11 protein-coding genes are annotated in these 15171 nt (G+C 69.1%); 6 read left to right on the forward strand and 5 right to left on the reverse strand.

All coding sequences use genetic code 11. From position 1 onward, the window contains the following. Positions 1 to 91 precede the first annotated feature (91 nt). From CHC08_RS23485 to CHC08_RS23495, 3 genes are all read left to right on the forward strand, one after another. Positions 92 to 1555, forward strand: a complete 1464-nt coding sequence (locus tag CHC08_RS23485; protein WP_245878502.1) for a gamma-glutamyltransferase family protein — start codon at positions 92 to 94, stop codon at positions 1553 to 1555. A gap of 151 nt (positions 1556 to 1706) precedes the next feature. Continuing rightward, positions 1707 to 2036: a DUF5709 domain-containing protein gene (locus tag CHC08_RS23490; protein ID WP_089209524.1), complete on the forward strand. Its 330-nt coding sequence runs from the start codon at positions 1707 to 1709 to the stop codon at positions 2034 to 2036. 158 nt (positions 2037 to 2194) lie between these two features. Beyond that, positions 2195 to 3334: an NAD(P)/FAD-dependent oxidoreductase gene (locus CHC08_RS23495; protein ID WP_089209525.1), complete on the forward strand. Its 1140-nt coding sequence runs from the start codon at positions 2195 to 2197 to the stop codon at positions 3332 to 3334. An 87-nt stretch (positions 3335 to 3421) separates the two neighbouring features. On the opposite strand, the gene CHC08_RS23500 is transcribed toward CHC08_RS23495, so the two are convergent. Continuing rightward, on the reverse strand, positions 3422 to 4069 hold the full coding sequence (locus CHC08_RS23500; RefSeq protein WP_089209526.1) for an HAD family hydrolase: 648 nt from the start codon (positions 4067 to 4069) through the stop codon (positions 3422 to 3424). Between the two features lie 109 nt (positions 4070 to 4178). Here CHC08_RS23500 and CHC08_RS23505 point away from each other — a divergent pair, with 109 nt between their 5' ends. Both CHC08_RS23505 and CHC08_RS23510 read left to right on the forward strand, forming a co-directional pair. Next, positions 4179 to 4781, forward strand: a complete 603-nt coding sequence (locus tag CHC08_RS23505) for a Uma2 family endonuclease (protein WP_275937198.1) — start codon at positions 4179 to 4181, stop codon at positions 4779 to 4781. A 172-nt stretch (positions 4782 to 4953) separates the two neighbouring features. Then, complete coding sequence (locus tag CHC08_RS23510) at positions 4954 to 5550, forward strand: Uma2 family endonuclease (RefSeq protein WP_275937200.1); 597 nt, start codon at positions 4954 to 4956, stop codon at positions 5548 to 5550. A 168-nt stretch (positions 5551 to 5718) separates the two neighbouring features. Here the strand turns inward: CHC08_RS23510 and hrpA are convergent, their stop codons facing one another. The 3 genes from hrpA to ppgK all read right to left on the reverse strand — a co-directional run bounded on the left by hrpA (position 5719) and on the right by ppgK (position 13377). Further along, entirely contained in the window at positions 5719 to 9615 is a 3897-nt protein-coding gene (gene hrpA / locus CHC08_RS23515; protein ID WP_089209529.1) for an ATP-dependent RNA helicase HrpA, read from the reverse strand. 434 nt (positions 9616 to 10049) lie between these two features. Further along, positions 10050 to 12356, reverse strand: coding sequence for a glycoside hydrolase family 6 protein (locus tag CHC08_RS52790; RefSeq protein ID WP_089209530.1), 2307 nt, complete (start codon positions 12354 to 12356; stop codon positions 10050 to 10052). A gap of 286 nt (positions 12357 to 12642) precedes the next feature. Further along, complete coding sequence (gene ppgK, locus CHC08_RS23525) at positions 12643 to 13377, reverse strand: polyphosphate--glucose phosphotransferase (RefSeq protein WP_089209531.1); 735 nt, start codon at positions 13375 to 13377, stop codon at positions 12643 to 12645. A 130-nt stretch (positions 13378 to 13507) separates the two neighbouring features. Here ppgK and CHC08_RS23530 point away from each other — a divergent pair, with 130 nt between their 5' ends. Further along, entirely contained in the window at positions 13508 to 14011 is a 504-nt protein-coding gene (locus CHC08_RS23530) for a hypothetical protein (protein WP_089209532.1), read from the forward strand. A gap of 27 nt (positions 14012 to 14038) precedes the next feature. Here CHC08_RS23530 and CHC08_RS23535 read toward each other — a convergent pair whose 3' ends face one another. Next, entirely contained in the window at positions 14039 to 15019 is a 981-nt protein-coding gene (locus CHC08_RS23535) for a LacI family DNA-binding transcriptional regulator (protein ID WP_089209533.1), read from the reverse strand. Positions 15020 to 15171: the final 152 nt, after the last annotated feature.

Here is a 15171-nt window from a genome sequence, read left to right on the forward strand (position 1 = left end):
GCCGTACGCTCTGGGCATGCAAAACACCCGATATGCGCGCTCCGGAATGGTTTGTACGGTCGATCACCTCGCTTCCGGCGCGGGTGTGGCCATGCTGGAGCGAGGTGGATCGGCGGCCGACGCGGCGGTGGCGGCGAACGCCGTACTGGCGGTGACCTCGCCGCACCTGTGCGGGCTGGGCGGGGACCTGTTCGCGCTGGTCCACGACGGGACCGGCGCGCCGGCGGCGCTCAACGCCTCCGGGCGCTCGGGATCGGGCGCCGACCCCGAGCGGCTCCGGGCCGAGGGGCACGACCGTATGCCGCACCACCACGACATCCGTTCGGTCCCGGTGCCCGGCTGCGCGGACGGCTGGCTGGCGTTGCACGGCCGGTACGGCAGGCTGCCTCTGACCCAGGTACTGGCCCCGGCGATCGGGCACGCCCGCGACGGGTTCCCCGCCTCTCCGCTGATGGTGCCGGGGCTGGCCACCGTCGGCCCGCTCTGTGAGGACTTCGCGACGGCCCGGAGCGCCGGTGACCTGATCCGGCGGCCCGGGGTGGCGCGGGCGCTGGAGGCCCTGGCCGACGGCCGGGACGGCTTCTACCTCGGCGAGTTCGGCAAGGGACTGCTCGCGATCGGCGGAGGCGAGTACACCGAGGACGACCTGGCCGCCGGCAACGCGGAGTGGGTGGATCCGCTGCGGGTGCGGGCCTTCGGACACGACGTGTGGACCATGCCGCCCAACTCGCAGGGGTATCTGCTGCTGCTCGCGCTCGGCATCGCCGAGGGACTCGACCTGCCCGCCGACCCGGCGGACCCGCTCTGGGCGCACCTGCTGGTGGAGGCGGCGCGGATGGCCGGGCACGACCGGCTGGACGTGCTGTTCGAGGGCGCCTCCGTCGACGCCGTACTGGACTCGGCCGACGCCCGCCGGGCCCTGATCGACCCGTCCGCGCGGGCCACGGTGCGCGACCTCGCCGCCGACGGTGACACCACCTATCTGTGCGCGGTGGACGGCGACGGCATGGGCGTCTCGCTGATCCAGTCCAACGCCTCCGGTTTCGGCAGCCTGATCTTCGAACCCAGCACCGGCATCAACCTGCACAACCGGGGCATCGGGTTCTCGCTGGTCCCGGGTCACCCCGCCGAGTACGGGCCCCGCCGCCGTCCTCCGCACACCCTCGTCCCCGCGCTGGTCACCCGCCCCGACGGGTCGCTGCGCTCGGTCGTGGGCACCATGGGCGGCGACGCCCAGCCGCAGGTCCTGCTCCAGGTTCTCACCCGCCTGCTCGTCCACAACCGGACGCCCGGCGAGGCCGTCGGTGCCCCCCGCTGGCGGCTGGCCGGCCAGGGCACGGGATTCGACACCTGGCGGGCCCCCGACCAGGTGGTGGTCGAGGTCGAGGAGGGGGGCCCGTGGAGCGAGGGTCTCCGCGAGCGAGGCCACCCCGTCGGCGCCATGCCGTACGGCTCCTCCTTCGGCCACGCCCACCTGATCGACGTGCTTCCCTCGGGTGTCCTGGCCGGAGCGGCCGACCCTCGTTCGATCATCGGAGCCGCGGCCGGTCTCTGACGGGACCGGTCTCCGACGAGGGCGGTTCGAAGCTTCCCGGCCTGATCAGGCCGGGAAGCTTCGAGCTGCCCGATCAGGCGGGCTCGACCCTCGGTGAGTACCGAGGGTCTAGGCTGGTGGTTTTCGGCGATAAGACGGGTAAGGCGAGGATATGACCGAAATACCCCAAGACCGTGGCGGCCTGGATGACGACCAGGCGGTTGAGGTCGAGGAATGGAACGACGACCTCGGCCTCAACCATGAGATCGTCGAACACGACGACGAGCACCAGGACACCCTCGACGAACGCCTCTGGCGCGAGGCCCCGGAGCGCGAGCGGGCTCCGCGCGAGGACATGCGCCTGGTAGCACCGGATGAGGGGACGGGCCCGGACGAGACATCCGAGGAGTACGCCTCCGACGTCGGCTCCGACGACGGCGACCTGTCCGCCGAAGAACGTGCCATCCACATCGAGCCCGACATCGAGTACCGCGACCTCTGAGAGCGCGCCCGCGCGCGACGGGAACGGGTGATGCCGCGTCGCGCCCGGGCCATGTCGGTGAGACCGATCTGGCCGATTGTTTGGGACACGGCAGAAACGCCTAGGACTGCGACGTTTTCATCGGGACGTAACGTGGCAGGCTCACCAACGTGGATGACATGTGGGATCTGGCGATCATCGGCGGTGGTCCCGCGGGCTCCGCGGCGGCCCTGCGCGCGAAGCAACTCCGGCCGGACGCGCGGGTGCTCCTGCTCGACAAGGCCGACTTTCCCCGTGACAAGGCCTGCGGCGACGGCATCGCCGCTCACTGCCGCGAGGAACTCGCCCTGCTCGGGCTCCCTGACCTCATCGCCGACTACCGGCCGGTGCAGCGCCTGACGGTGGTCTCCCCCGGCGGTGTGCGCGTCTCCGCCACCGTTGCCCGGCCCAACCACGTCGTGCCCCGCACGGTCTTCGACGCCCGCCTCGTCGACGCCGCCCGGGCCCGCGGCGTCGAGGTCCGCCGCCACCGTGTCCGCACGCTCGACGCCCACGACGATCACATCGTCATCGACGGCACCGTCGCCGCCCGCGCCGTCGTCGCCGCCGACGGCGCCAACTCCACCGTACGGCGCCTCATCGGCATCCCCGCGACCCCCGAGAAGCACACCGCGATCGCCGTCCGCGGTTATGCCGACCTACCCGCCGCCGACGACGACGATGCCCAGCTCATCGCCATGCAGGAGGACGGATGGCCCGCGTACGCGTGGTCGTTCCCCATCGGCGACGGCACCGCCAACGTCGGCTTCGGGATGCTTCTGCCCCGGCTGCACGCCACCGGCCTGCCCGGTCGCGAGGTGCTCCACGGCCGGCTCGCCGAGCTGCTGCCCCACCTGCCCGCCCGCGACCTGCGCGCCCACCACCTGCCCCTGTCTCCCGGCCGGCCCAGGCCCGGCGTCGGGCGGGTGATGCTCGTCGGCGACGCCGCCGGTCTCATCAACCCGCTCACCGGCGAGGGCATCTACTACGCGCTGGTCTCCGGTCGGCTCGCCGGGGAGGCCGCCGTCCAGACGGCCGGCGACCCCCTTCCCGCCTACCGGCGCGGACTGAGAAAGGCCCTTGGACGGCACCTGCGCACCACCGACGTGCTCGCGTGGGCCGCCCAGTCATCCGGCTTCATCGACGCCGCGATCGGCACCGCCGCCCAGCGCAAGGAGGTGTTCGATCTCCTTGTCGACGTGGGGCTCGGCGCGGGCACGGTGCCGCTGCCGCTCGCCTGGGCCGTGGCCCGCCGCTGGCTCCTGAACGGAAAGCGGTGACGCGTGGTGCCCGACACCGTGCTGACCACCGAGGGTGAGCTCCAAGCCGTCCTGCGGGATGCGGCCCCCGGCGCCGGCCGGTGATGGTCAGCGAGCGAGGACCGCGACCAGGGCGTGCAGGTCGTCGATGACGTGGTCGGCCTCGGCGGCCTCGGGGCGGGTGGCGTGCAGGTAGCCCCAGGGGCCCCGGCGGATCAGGGCGGTCCGCATGCCCGCCGTACGGGCGGGGAGGACGTCGTTGTCGAGCCGGTCGCCCACGTAGAGGATCTCGCCGGGCTCCCGCCCCGACACCGCGACGACCTTGGCGAAGAAACCGGGGTCGGGCTTGGACACGCCCCAGCCGTCCGAGGTGTGAACGGCGTCGACGGCAAGCTCCATCGCGGTCAGCGCGTCGTAGGCCTGCGGCGGCTGGTTGCCCGCGATGATCAGCTCGTACCCGAGGTCGCGCAGCGCGGCCAAGCCGGGCCGTACGTCCGGATAGAGGTCCTCGGCGTCGAAGTTCACCCGGAGCCCGTCAGGGTCCTCCCGTCGCCACGCCTCCTGCTCGGCCTCGAGATCGAAGCCGGGCTTGATGATCCGGAACGCCTCGTCGAAGGACTGGCCGAGCGCCGCCATGCCGCCCAGCACCCCGAGCATCGTGAACCGGGTGACACCGAGCCGGTCGGCCCAGCGCGACCAGATCCGCGTCTCGTCGATCAGCGTCTCCCCGACGTCGAACACCACTACCCGGACCACGGCTCCCCCTTCGATCAGCCCGCCGATCCTAATACCTTTCGCACCGGAGGGAACCCCATGGAACACTCAGGGTTCCCGTTCGGACACGAAGAGATATGGGTTGATGGTTATGACAGCCCCAAAACGATCCGATCAGCACGCCCCTGCCGAAGAGCAGCCCACTCCTCGTACGCCGAGAGAGTTCTTCGAATCCCTTCCCCCCACCTTCTCCCTTCGCGCCGAGATCATCGACGGAAACCTGAGGATGAGTCCTTCCGGGCCCCTCCAACACGCCCGTACCGCCAGACGCCTCAGCCGTGCCTTGATCCCCGTTGAAGACAAAAACGACTGGGAGAGTTTCTCCGGCGATGTCGACGTGTTCATCGAGGGTCCGCGCGACACCCTGGTCCCCGACTACTGCCTGGCGCCCGTGAACGCCCCGCTCTGGGGCGACCGTGAGCTGCTCTCCTCGGCGCTGATCATGGTCGCCGAGATCGTCTCGACCGGAAGCATGGAAACGGACCGCGCCACCAAGCCGAGGATCTACGCGGAAGGAGGGATTCCCATCATGTTGATCATCGATCCCATCGCCTCGCCCCCGACGATCACCGTTCTCAGCGACCCGGAAAAAGGCACCTACCGAGCCATGAGCCATACCCAGCTGGGCAAACCGGTCCGACTTCCCTCCCCCGTCGACTTCGACCTCGACCTCGACACCTCGACCTTCCTGTGACCCTCTCGACTTCCGCGCCACCGCGAAGGGACATGCGGGACCGCGCCGCGACGGCGGAAACCGAGCCTTCTCAACCGACCCATAACCACAGCGCATATTTCCCGCACCCAGGCAAGCCCCATGCGACACTTAGAGTGCCTGTTCGGATACGAAGGGGGATGGGTCGATGGCGATGACAACACGAGGGAGACCCCCCGGGCATACCTCCCCGGAAGACACGTCGCCCGCTCGCACGGCACGGGATCTCTTCGAAACGCTGCCCCCTACTCCCGGCTTCCGCGCCGAGGTCATCGACGGGAATCTGATCATGAGCCCCGTGGGCACCCCCGAGCACAGCTGGAGCGCGACGCTTCTCTCCTATGCGCTACAGCCGGTTGTCATGGAGCGAAAGTGGCGCGCCCACGTGGGTGGGGTGAACGTCTGCATCGACGGACCCCGAGACAGCCTCATCCCCGACTTCGTGCTCGCGCCCGCCGACTGCCCGCGCTGGGGCACTTTGGAGCTGCTCTCCTCAGGATTGATCTTGGTCACCGAGGTCGTCTCCCCGGGTAGTGCCCGGGTCGATCGCGATGACAAGCCTCGCATCTACGCAGCGGGCGGAGTGCCGATCATGCTGCTCGTCGACCCGATCGCCGCCTCCCCGGCAGTCACAGTCCTCAGCGACCCTCAGGACGGCGCTTACCAGATTGTCACGCGCGTTCAGATGGGAAAGCCGGTTCGGCTCCCCTCCCCCGTCGACTTCGACCTCGACACCTCGATCTTCCTGTAGTCCCAGGTGAACCGGGCGACGATCCGCGTCCTTCAGATGACGCCCTTCGACGGATGACGACCTTCGACCTCGCCGCCCGCGAGAGCGCCTACCCACGCCCCTGGAACACGTGACGGCGCCCGCCGTACGCGGCTCCGGCCCGCCGCCGGACCGGGTGAGATTCCGCTCTCAGAGCTGCTCCATGGCCTTGCGGATGCGCTTTTCTGAGATCGAGTACGGGGTGCCGAGGGTCTGGGCGAAGTAGCTGACCCTGAGCTCCTCGATCATCCAGCGGATCTGGCGGACATCGTCGCCTGCGCGGCGGGCCGGGGGAAGCTTCTCGACCAGCTCGTGATAGTCGTCCTCAAGATCGTGGACCTTGTGCATCCGCTCCTGGTCGCGGAAGGGGTCGTCGGGGAGCTTCTCCAGCCGCCGCTCGGCCGCCTTGAGGTAGCGGAGCAGGTCGGGCAGGCGTTTGTAGCCGGTGTCGGTGACGAAGCCCGGGTAGATCAGGCCGGCCACCTGGTCGCGGATGTCCTCGATCGAGGGGGTGGAGCGTGCCGCGGGCAGGAGGCCGGAGACCGTGTGCCAGATCTTGAGGATGGCCTCGACCTTGGTGACCACGTCGACGGTGGTGTCGTACAGCTCGGCGCGGACCTTGTCGTGCAGGACGGTGAAGGCGGACTGGTCCCACACCGGCCCGCCGTACTCGCTCATGAGCTTGTCGGCGGCGCAGGCGATGCAGTCGTCGAACAGGGCGATGGCGCCCGCGTGCGGGCTACGGCTGAGCGCGAGCTTGGCCTGGTTGCTCAGGCGGCCGAGCACTCCCTTGGCCGGGGACGGGGTGTTGAGCAGCAACAGCCTGCGGGTGCCCACCCACATGGCCTCCCGCTGCTCGGTCTCGGTCTCGAACATCCGCACGGCCACGGTGGCGCCTTCGTCGGCCAGCGCCGGGTAGGCCTTCATCCGGCGCTGCTCGAACGTCTTGGGCAGCGCCCCCATGTTCCAGGTGGTCAGGCCGGACTTCTCCAGCCCGCCGGAGGCCTTGGAGAGGGTCTGGCGGAGCTTGGGCGCGAGCCTCCGTTTGAGGTCGGCCAGGTCCTTGCTCTCCGCCAGCTTCTGCTTGCGCCCGTCGATCACCCGGAAGGTGATCTTCAGGTGGTCGGGGACCAGGTCGGGCTGCCAGGTCTCGCGTGGCACCTGGATGCCGGTCAGGTTCAGCAGCTCCCGCTCCAGCACCGCGAGCAGCGGCTCCTGGGTGGGCTTCGCCCGCTCCAGGACCTTCTTGGCGTAGTTGGGAGCGGGGACGAAGTTACGCCGGACGGGCTTGGGCAGGGCCCGGATGAGCGCGGTGAGCAACTCCTCGCGCAGACCGGGAATCTGCCAGTCGAAGCCGTCGGCGTTGACCTGGTTGAGCAGGGCGAGAGGGATGTGCGCGGTGACGCCGTCCGCGTCGGTGCCGGGCTCGAACTGGTAGGTCAGTGGGAAGCGCAGGTCGCCCTGGCGCCACACGTCGGGGTAGTCACGCTGGCTGACATCGCCCGCCGACTCGCTGATCAGCATCGACTTCTCGAAGCTGAGCAGGTCGGGCTGGTCGGCCTTGGTCTTCTTCCACCAGGAGTCGAAGTGGCGGCCGGAGACGACGTCTGCGGGGACGCGCTGGTCGTAGAAGTCGAACAGCGTCTCGTCGTCCACCAGGATGTCGCGACGCCGGGCCCGCTCCTCCAGCTCCTCGACCTCCTCCAGGAGCTTGCGGTTCTCGGCGAAGAAGGCGTGATGGGTCTCCCAGTCGCCCTCGACCAGGGCGTACCGGATGAACAGCTCCCGGCTCAGCTCGGGGTCGATGCGGCCGTAGTTGACCTTGCGCTGCACCACGAGCGGCACGCCGTACAGCGTGACCTTCTCGTAGGCCATCACCGAACCCTGTTTCTTCTCCCAGTGCGGCTCGGAGTAGGTGCGCTTGATCAGGTGCTGGGCGATCGGCTCGACCCACTCGGGCTCGATCTTGGCGTTGACCCGCGCCCAGAGCCTGGAGGTCTCCACCAGCTCGGCGGACATCACCCAGAGCGGTTGTTTCTTGGCCAGCGCGGAGCCGGGGAAGATGGCGAAGCGGGCGTTGCGGGCGCCGATGTATTCGGTGAACGGCCTGCGCGGCTCGGTCGCGGGACGGCGGGCGCCGTCGCCCGTGGCCTTCTTCTCGACGACGTCCTTGACCCCGATGTGGGACAGCAGGCCCGACAGCAGGGAGACGTGGATCTTCTGTTCGTCGCCGGGGGTGCTGTTGGGCGTGAGGCCGAGGGACTTCGCCATCTGGCGGAGCTGGCCGTAGACGTCCTGCCACTCGCGCACCCGCAGGTAGTTGAGGAACTCGGCCTTGCATAGGCGCCGGAACGCGCTGGACGACAGCTCCTTCTGCTGCTCCTGGAGGTAGTTCCACAGGTTCAGGTAGGAGACGAAGTCCGACTCCTTGTCGGCGAAGCGGCGGTGCTTCTCGTCGGCGACCTGCTGCTTTTCTGCCGGGCGCTCGCGCGGGTCCTGGATGGACAGCGCGGAGGCGATCACCATGACCTCGCTGACGCAGCCGTTGCCGTCGGCCTCCAGCACCATGCGGGCCAGGCGCGGGTCGACGGGAAGGCCGGCCAGCTTGCGGCCGAGCGGGGTCATCTGCCTGGCCTGGTCGAACGCGCCCAGCTCCAGCAGCAGGTCGTAGCCGTCCTTCACCTGGCGCTGGTCCGGCGGCTCGACGAACGGGAAGGCCCCGATGTCGCCCAGGCCGATCGAGGTCATCTGCAGGATGACCGAGGCGAGATTGGTGCGCAGGATCTCCGGGTCGGTGAACTCCGCCCTGGTGAGGAAGTCGTCCTCCTCGTACAGCCGGATGCAGATGCCCTCGGAGACACGTCCGCAGCGTCCCTTGCGCTGGTTGGCCGAGGCCTGGGAGATCGCCTCGATGGGCAGCCGCTGGACCTTGGTGCGATGGCTGTATCGGGAGATGCGGGCGAATCCCGGATCGACCACGTATTTGATGCCCGGCACGGTCAGCGAGGTCTCGGCGACGTTGGTGGCCAGCACGACCCGGCGGTTGCTGTGCCGCTGGAAGACCCTGTGCTGTTCGGCGGCCGACAGGCGGGCGTACAGCGGGAGGATCTCGGCGTCCTTGCGCTTGGAGAGCGCTTCGGCGGTGTCGCGGATCTCCCGCTCGCCGCTGAGGAAGACCAGGATGTCACCGGGGCCCTGAGCGCAGAGCTCGTCGACGGCCTTGCCGATCGCCTGGATCTGGTCGTCGTCCTCGGCGATCGGCCGGTAGCGCACCTCGACGGGGTAGGTCCGCCCGGAGACCTCCACGATCGGCGCGTCGCCGAAGTGCTTGGAGAAGCGCTCGGGGTCGATCGTCGCCGAGGTGATGATGATCTTCAGGTCGGGCCTGCGAGGGAGGAGCTGCTTGAGGTAGCCCAGGATGAAGTCGATGTTGAGGCTGCGCTCGTGCGCCTCGTCGATGATCAACGTGTCGTACTGGAGGAGCTCGCGGTCGGTCTGCAACTCGGCCAGCAGGATGCCGTCCGTCATGACCTTGACGAGCGTGCCGGCGCCCACCTGGTCGGTGAAGCGCACCTTGTACCCCACGGCGTCGCCGAGCTGGGTGTCCAGCTCCTCGGCCACGCGCTCGGCCACGGTCCTGGCGGCGATCCGGCGGGGCTGGGTGTGCCCGATCAGGCCCCTGACGCCTCTGCCCAGCTCCAGGCAGATCTTCGGCAGCTGGGTGGTCTTGCCCGAACCGGTCTCCCCGGCCACGATCACGACCTGATGGTCGCGGATCACCTCCAGGATGTCGTCCTTGCGCTGGCTGACCGGCAGCGCCTCCGGATAGGTCACCGTGGGCACGCCGGCGCGGCGTGTGGCGACCCGGCGCTCGGCCTTCTCGATGTCGGAGGTGATTTCCGCGGCGATCTTCTGTTGAGCGGCGCGGTTTCTGATCCTGCGCGCCCCGTCGAGCCGTCGGCGGAGCCGCCCCTGGTCACGTAGCGTGAGCTCGGGCAGCCGCGCGTGCAGGTCGGCGAGCGGAGATGTCAAAGGAGGTGTTCCCATACTGAGCCCAGGATACTTTCGGCCCGCACAACAGGAGCCAACAGTCCATGGTGCCCGAGCGTGCGCGCCGCCGCATCCCAATATTCACCCGTATGGCACGCGGCCCCGCGCACGCCGTACGCGGCATGCGCGGGCCCCGGAAAAGGCCGCCCGAGCTCATGCGGCGTGCTCACCTCGAAGACCGGCTCGTGGCAACCATACGGGCCTGCCCGGGTGATGCCTCGGCACGCTCTCAGGCTCATGCGGCGTGCTCGCCTCGAAGGCCCGCTCGTGGCCGGCCGCATGAGCCCGCTCGGGATGGCATCTCGGCACGCATCGGCCCTCGAACGCACAGGAAAAGGCCTTGCCGCCCCCTCGGGGAACGGCAAGGCCCTGGTCGTCCTTCACGGGATCCCGGGTGGCCCCCGCCGGAGCGGGGGCCGGGGGTCAGCGGGTCATGAGAGGGGCGGGTAGGCGTTCTGGAGCAGCTGGCGGAACTGAGCGGAGAACCAGGCGCCGGAGAGCGGGGAGTTCGGCAGGGCGCCGGTCGCGCTGTTGCCGTTGCGCTCGTTGCCCAGGTAGGTCGGGTCGCACATCCGGTCGAAGCCCTTGCCCTCGTCGTTGGGGATGAGGGAGCTGGCGCCGTCGGACTCACCCGGAGGCTTGATCCAGACGTAGGCGTCCAGACCGGTGGCGGGGCTGGCCTGCGGGCGCTCGCCGAGGCCGGCGCCGCTCTGGTTGCACCAGTTGCCGGCGTGAATGCGACGGTCCACCCGCGACTGGTTGACGAAGTCGTTCACGTTGGTGGAGGTGCTGGGAGCGGTCGGGCGGGCCGTGCCGCCCCAGCCGTTGCGGGAGGTGTCGATCAGCATGCCGAGCCCCGACTGGAAGCCCTTCTGGATGAGCAGGGTCCGGAACGCCTGGGCGTACGACAGCTCGTCGACGTAGAAGTTCCAGTCGACCCAGGTGGACTGGCGGACCGAGGTGCCGTTGACGGAGCTGTTGATGGTGAAGTGCGGCTCCCGCAGGGCCGAGTAGTTGGCGGTGTTGGTGATGAAGCCGTCGACGCTGGCGAAACCGGCCGTGGTGCCGGAGACGGTGCTCGCGAACAGGTCGGCCGAGGGACCGAAGTTCGTGTCCCAGCCCAGCCAGCCGTGGTGCCCGGCGTCGATGTAGGTGTAGACGTTGTTGATCGCGTGCAGCTTGTTCAGGGCGTAGCGGACGCCGTCGACGTAGGCGCCGGAGCTCTGGGCCTCCTGGCACTTCGCCACGTTGAGGTTCGTGATCAGGTTCGGCAGCGAGTCGATCTCGATGATCGTCGAGATGCGGAGCGCGGCGTACTTCGACTCGGCCATGATCGCGGCGATCGGGTCGATGTACTCGGTCTTGTAGCGGCTCAGGCCGTTGTTGGCGATGAGCAGCTCACCGTTGGAGGCGAGCGCCGAGCAGTCACGGTTCGGCAGGTTGTAGATGACGAACTGGATCGTCAGCGGGGTGCTGCCGTTGGCCGCGTCCTGCACGAGGGCCTCATCCAGGTGGGCGCGGAGGCCCATGGCCGAGGAGGTGCCCGCGATGGCGGCGATGCGGTCCAGCCACACGCCGGTCGAGATGTTGGCCACCGCGGCGCCGCCCGGCTCGGCCGCCGCCTTGGACGACCAGTTGGGGTTCACGTAGCCGGTCGCCCCGGCGTAGGGGTTCGCGACGTGCTCGCCGGTCGGCGGCGGGGTGCCGTCGTCATCGGCCTCCGTCGCGGTGACGGAGACTCCGGTGTGCCCGGTGGCCGCGGCCGCGATGGTGGCGGTGCCGTTGGTCTGGTCGGTGTCCTGGGCGGCCGAGACCGTCACGTTCTGCGCCGTGTTCCAGTTGGCGGTGGTGAAGGTGAGCGTCGAGGGCGCGATGGTGATGTTCGTGTCGCCGGTCTTGGTCAGGTTGACCGTGACGTTGCCGGTGGGCGCGGCGCTGAGCCTGAACCCGACGGTCCTGCTGGCGCCCTCGGGAACGCTGACCGAGGTCGCGGAGGCGATGATCGACGGGGTGGTGGTCCCGCCGCCCACGGTGAAGGGAACCGCGGCGGTCTGCGTCGTCAGGGCCGGGCTGGCGTTGTCGTAGGCCCTGGCGCTGGCGGTGTGCGAGCCCGCGGCCAGCCCCGTGGCGGAGAAGGCGTAGGGGGCGGTGGTGTCGCTGTTGACCAGCGTGCCGTCGACGTAGAACTCGACCTTGCTGACCGAGCCGTCGTCACTGGCCGTCGCCGCGAGCGGCACGGCGGCGCCCGTCGCGAAGTTGGCGCCGGAGGACGGGCCGGTCAGGCTGACCGTGGGCGCCTGGTTGACGGGAGTGGTCCCGCCGCAGGTGGTGCCGTTGACCGTGAAGGCGGTGGGCTTGGGGTTGCTCCCGGTCGACGATCCGTTGAAGCCGATGCTGGTGGAGGCTCCGGTGGCGAGCGCGCCGTTCCAGCTCAGGTTCTTGGCGGTGACGGCGGTGCCGCTCTGTGCCCAGGTGGCCGACCAGCCCTGCTGGAGCTGCTGTCCCGCGGAGAAATTGAACCCGAGGGTCCAGTTGGTCAGGGGATCGCCGAGGTTCTTGAGGGTGACGTTGGCGGTGAATCCACCCTGCCAGTCATTGGTGGAGTAGGCGACGTCGCAGGCGACTGCGGCGTGCGCCGTGGCGGCTTGCCCGGTGGCAAGGCCGGCGGCGGCCACCAGCAATGCCACCGTTGTCGCCGCCCGGTTACGCCAGGCGTGGCGGCGCGGATTTACTGTCATTCGTGATCATCTCCAGGACGTGTGTGGGAGCGCTCCCATAGTCCGGATGTTTCACGGATGTGTACAGCATGTTGCACTTTGTCCACCCACCGCCAGGGCCCTTCTCGCCCCTGACCTCACCGAACGGCTTTTGTGCCCGATGAAAGTTTCAGGCCCCTCTCCGTGTCCGGGATCGGACGGTGCGCAGCGCCCGCCGGCGGTCTGCCTGGCGCGTCATCACCTCCCCGGCCGCCCGCCGTCCCCCCGTGTCTGCGGCAGTGGAGGGACGGCGGTGACGTACGGGGTCCTACGATTTCGCGGCGGCCATGGCCGCGCCCACGATGCCGGCCTCGTTCTGCAGGGTCGCGACGACGACCGGGGTGTCCAGCTTCACCCGGGGCAGAAACTTCTCGGACTTCTTGCTGACGCCGCCACCGATGACAAACAGTGACGGGGAGAACAGCGCCTCAAGGTGCTTCATATACTCCTCCACCTTGTCCGCCCATTCGTCCCAGCTTAGGTCGTGAGCCTCCCGCGCGTGGTCCGAGGCGCGCTTCTCCGCCTCCTTGCCCCTGATCTCCAGGTGGCCGAGCTCGGTGTTGGGCACCAGCTGGCCGTCGATCAGCAGGGCGCTGCCTATCCCGGTGCCGAAGGTCAGCATTATCACCACCCCGGACTTGCCCCGGGCCGCGCCCGCCGCCACCTCCGCCAGTCCGGCGGCGTCGGCGTCGTTGAGCACCGTCACCGAGAGGCCCGTCGCCTCGGCGAACAGTCCTCGCGCGTCCGTGCCGATCCACTCCTTGTCCACGTTGGCCGCCGACTTCGTGACCCCGTCGACGACAACGCCGGGGTAGGTCACCCCGACCAGTCCCTTCCAGGCGAAGTGCTTGGCGATCTGCCCGACCACCTCGGCGACCGCTCCGGGTGTGGAAGGCACGGGCGTGGGGATGCGCAACCGCTCCTGCGTCAACTCGGCCTTGGCGACATCCACCGGAGCACCCTTGATCCCCGAGCCACCGATATCGATTCCCAGCACTTCCATGACAGCTACCTCCTGTTCGACCTTCTTCCCCCTGAAAGGCGGCTGATACTCGTTTGCAGCGAGCGGTCAACCCAGGTGAAAGCGGCCCACAACACACTGCGGACACAACAGTATGAAAGGAACCGCTCCAATGACGATCACTCGAACCCTCGCCGGCCTCGCCCTAGCCACCGTGCTCGTCTCGATCACTCCGGCGGTGGCGCACGCCGCGACCGGTCTCCCGGGACAGGCCACCACGGACGCGGCGGCCACCGCGTCGTGGGGCGCCTACTACGCCCCCGGCCGCGGGGCCAAGGCACTCGGCTCCCTGAGGGTCACCGGTGAGGACCACGAGGACATCCCCGCCGCCGCGACCGCCAGGATCTCCGGCAAGGTGTACGACCTGACCCGCAAGTCCTCGACCTGCGGCTTGGCGGTCTTCCGCATCACCTACCGCACCTCAGGCGGGAACCTGCCGTTCAAACACCACACCGTCCGCGACTGCTCGTACGGCACGCCGAAGAGCTTCGCGTTCTCCTACCGCAACGTCTACGAGGTCGAGCTGAAGGTCTGCTCGGAGAGTGGGAAGAGCTCCAAGCCGTCGAACACCTGCCTCTACGCGGGCGCCTGGAAGGTCATCTACCTGTCCAAATAGAACATCGGGGTCCTCCGCCGAAGGGCCCTAGCGCTTCACGGGTCCCGTCGAGGCCCTGACCACGAGCTCCGGCTCGAAGAGCAGCTCGTCGGCCGGGACCAGGGCCTTGTCGATCTGGGCGGCGAGGAGATCGACGACCGCGCGGCCCATCGCGTCGATCGGCTGGCGCAGCGTCGTGAGCGGCGGGTCCGTGCAGTTCATCAGGGCCGAGTCGTCGTAGCCGATCACCGAGATGTCGCCGGGCACGGAGAGCCCCGCCCTGCGGGCCGCTCTTATCGCGCCCAGGGCCATCAGGTCGCTGGCGCAGATGATGGCCGTCACGCCTCGCCGGATCAGCCGGGAGGCCGCCGCGTGCCCTCCCTCCAGGGAGAACATGGTGTGCTCGACGAACTCCTCGTCCAGCCTCGCCGCCGCCAGCTTGCGCTGGGAGGGCACGTGGTCGGGCGGCCCCAGCACCATGCCGATCTGCTCGTGCCCGAGCGAGCGCAGATGTCCGAGCGCCATCTCGGCCGCCGCCACGTCGTCACAGGAGACCTGGGGGAAGGCGAGATGCTCCACCGCGGCGTTCACCAGCACGGTCGGCAACCGGCGCTCCAGCAGCAGCTCGTAGTGCTCGTGCGAGGCGTCGGCCTGGGCGAACAGTCCTCCGGCGAACACCACGCCGGACACCTGCTGCTGCAGGAGCAGGGCGACGTACTCCGCCTCGGAGACCCCGCCCAGCGTCCTGGTGCACAGCACGGAGGTGAATCCCTGCTGGGCCAGCGCGCCCCCGACCACCTCGGCGAACGCCGGGAAGATCGGGTTCTGCAGCTCGGGGAGCACGAGCCCCACCAGCCGCGCCCTGTCGCCCCGCAACTGGGTCGGCCGCTCGTAACCGAGCACGTCGAGCGCTGTGAGCACGGCCTCGCGGGTGGCCTCGGACACCCCGGGTTTCCCGTTGAGCACGCGACTCACCGTCGCCTCGCTCATCCCGACCTTCTTGGCCACCTCTGCAAGCCGTCGCGTCATGGCGAAACTATAAGGCAAGGGAAGTAATTATTTGCGGCTGCTTGCGAAAGTTACCTCAACGTTCTGGAGGGTTTACATCTACGGAGACGACCCAGGGACTCGCCGACGGTCCGATGACCGGTCCGGCGTCCGCCGTGACCCGTCGCGACCTG

This window comes from Streptosporangium subroseum (assembly GCF_900188345.1).
Taxonomy (GTDB): domain Bacteria; phylum Actinomycetota; class Actinomycetes; order Streptosporangiales; family Streptosporangiaceae; genus Streptosporangium; species Streptosporangium subroseum.

Excerpts from the sequence above, each read along its gene's own strand:
- hrpA (WP_089209529.1), bottom strand. The coding sequence starts at position 9,615 with ATGGGAACACCTCCTTTGACATCTCCGCTCGCCGACCTGCACGCGCGG.
- CHC08_RS23535 (WP_089209533.1), bottom strand. The coding sequence starts at position 15,019 with ATGACGCGACGGCTTGCAGAGGTGGCCAAGAAGGTCGGGATGAGCGAG.
- CHC08_RS23485 (WP_245878502.1), top strand. The coding sequence starts at position 92 with ATGCTGGAGCGAGGTGGATCGGCGGCCGACGCGGCGGTGGCGGCGAAC.
- CHC08_RS23530 (WP_089209532.1), top strand. The coding sequence starts at position 13,508 with ATGACGATCACTCGAACCCTCGCCGGCCTCGCCCTAGCCACCGTGCTC.
- CHC08_RS23505 (WP_275937198.1), top strand. The coding sequence starts at position 4,179 with ATGACAGCCCCAAAACGATCCGATCAGCACGCCCCTGCCGAAGAGCAG.
- CHC08_RS23510 (WP_275937200.1), top strand. The coding sequence starts at position 4,954 with ATGACAACACGAGGGAGACCCCCCGGGCATACCTCCCCGGAAGACACG.
- CHC08_RS23495 (WP_089209525.1), top strand. The coding sequence starts at position 2,195 with ATGTGGGATCTGGCGATCATCGGCGGTGGTCCCGCGGGCTCCGCGGCG.
- CHC08_RS52790 (WP_089209530.1), bottom strand. The coding sequence starts at position 12,356 with ATGACAGTAAATCCGCGCCGCCACGCCTGGCGTAACCGGGCGGCGACA.
- ppgK (WP_089209531.1), bottom strand. The coding sequence starts at position 13,377 with ATGGAAGTGCTGGGAATCGATATCGGTGGCTCGGGGATCAAGGGTGCT.
- CHC08_RS23490 (WP_089209524.1), top strand. The coding sequence starts at position 1,707 with ATGACCGAAATACCCCAAGACCGTGGCGGCCTGGATGACGACCAGGCG.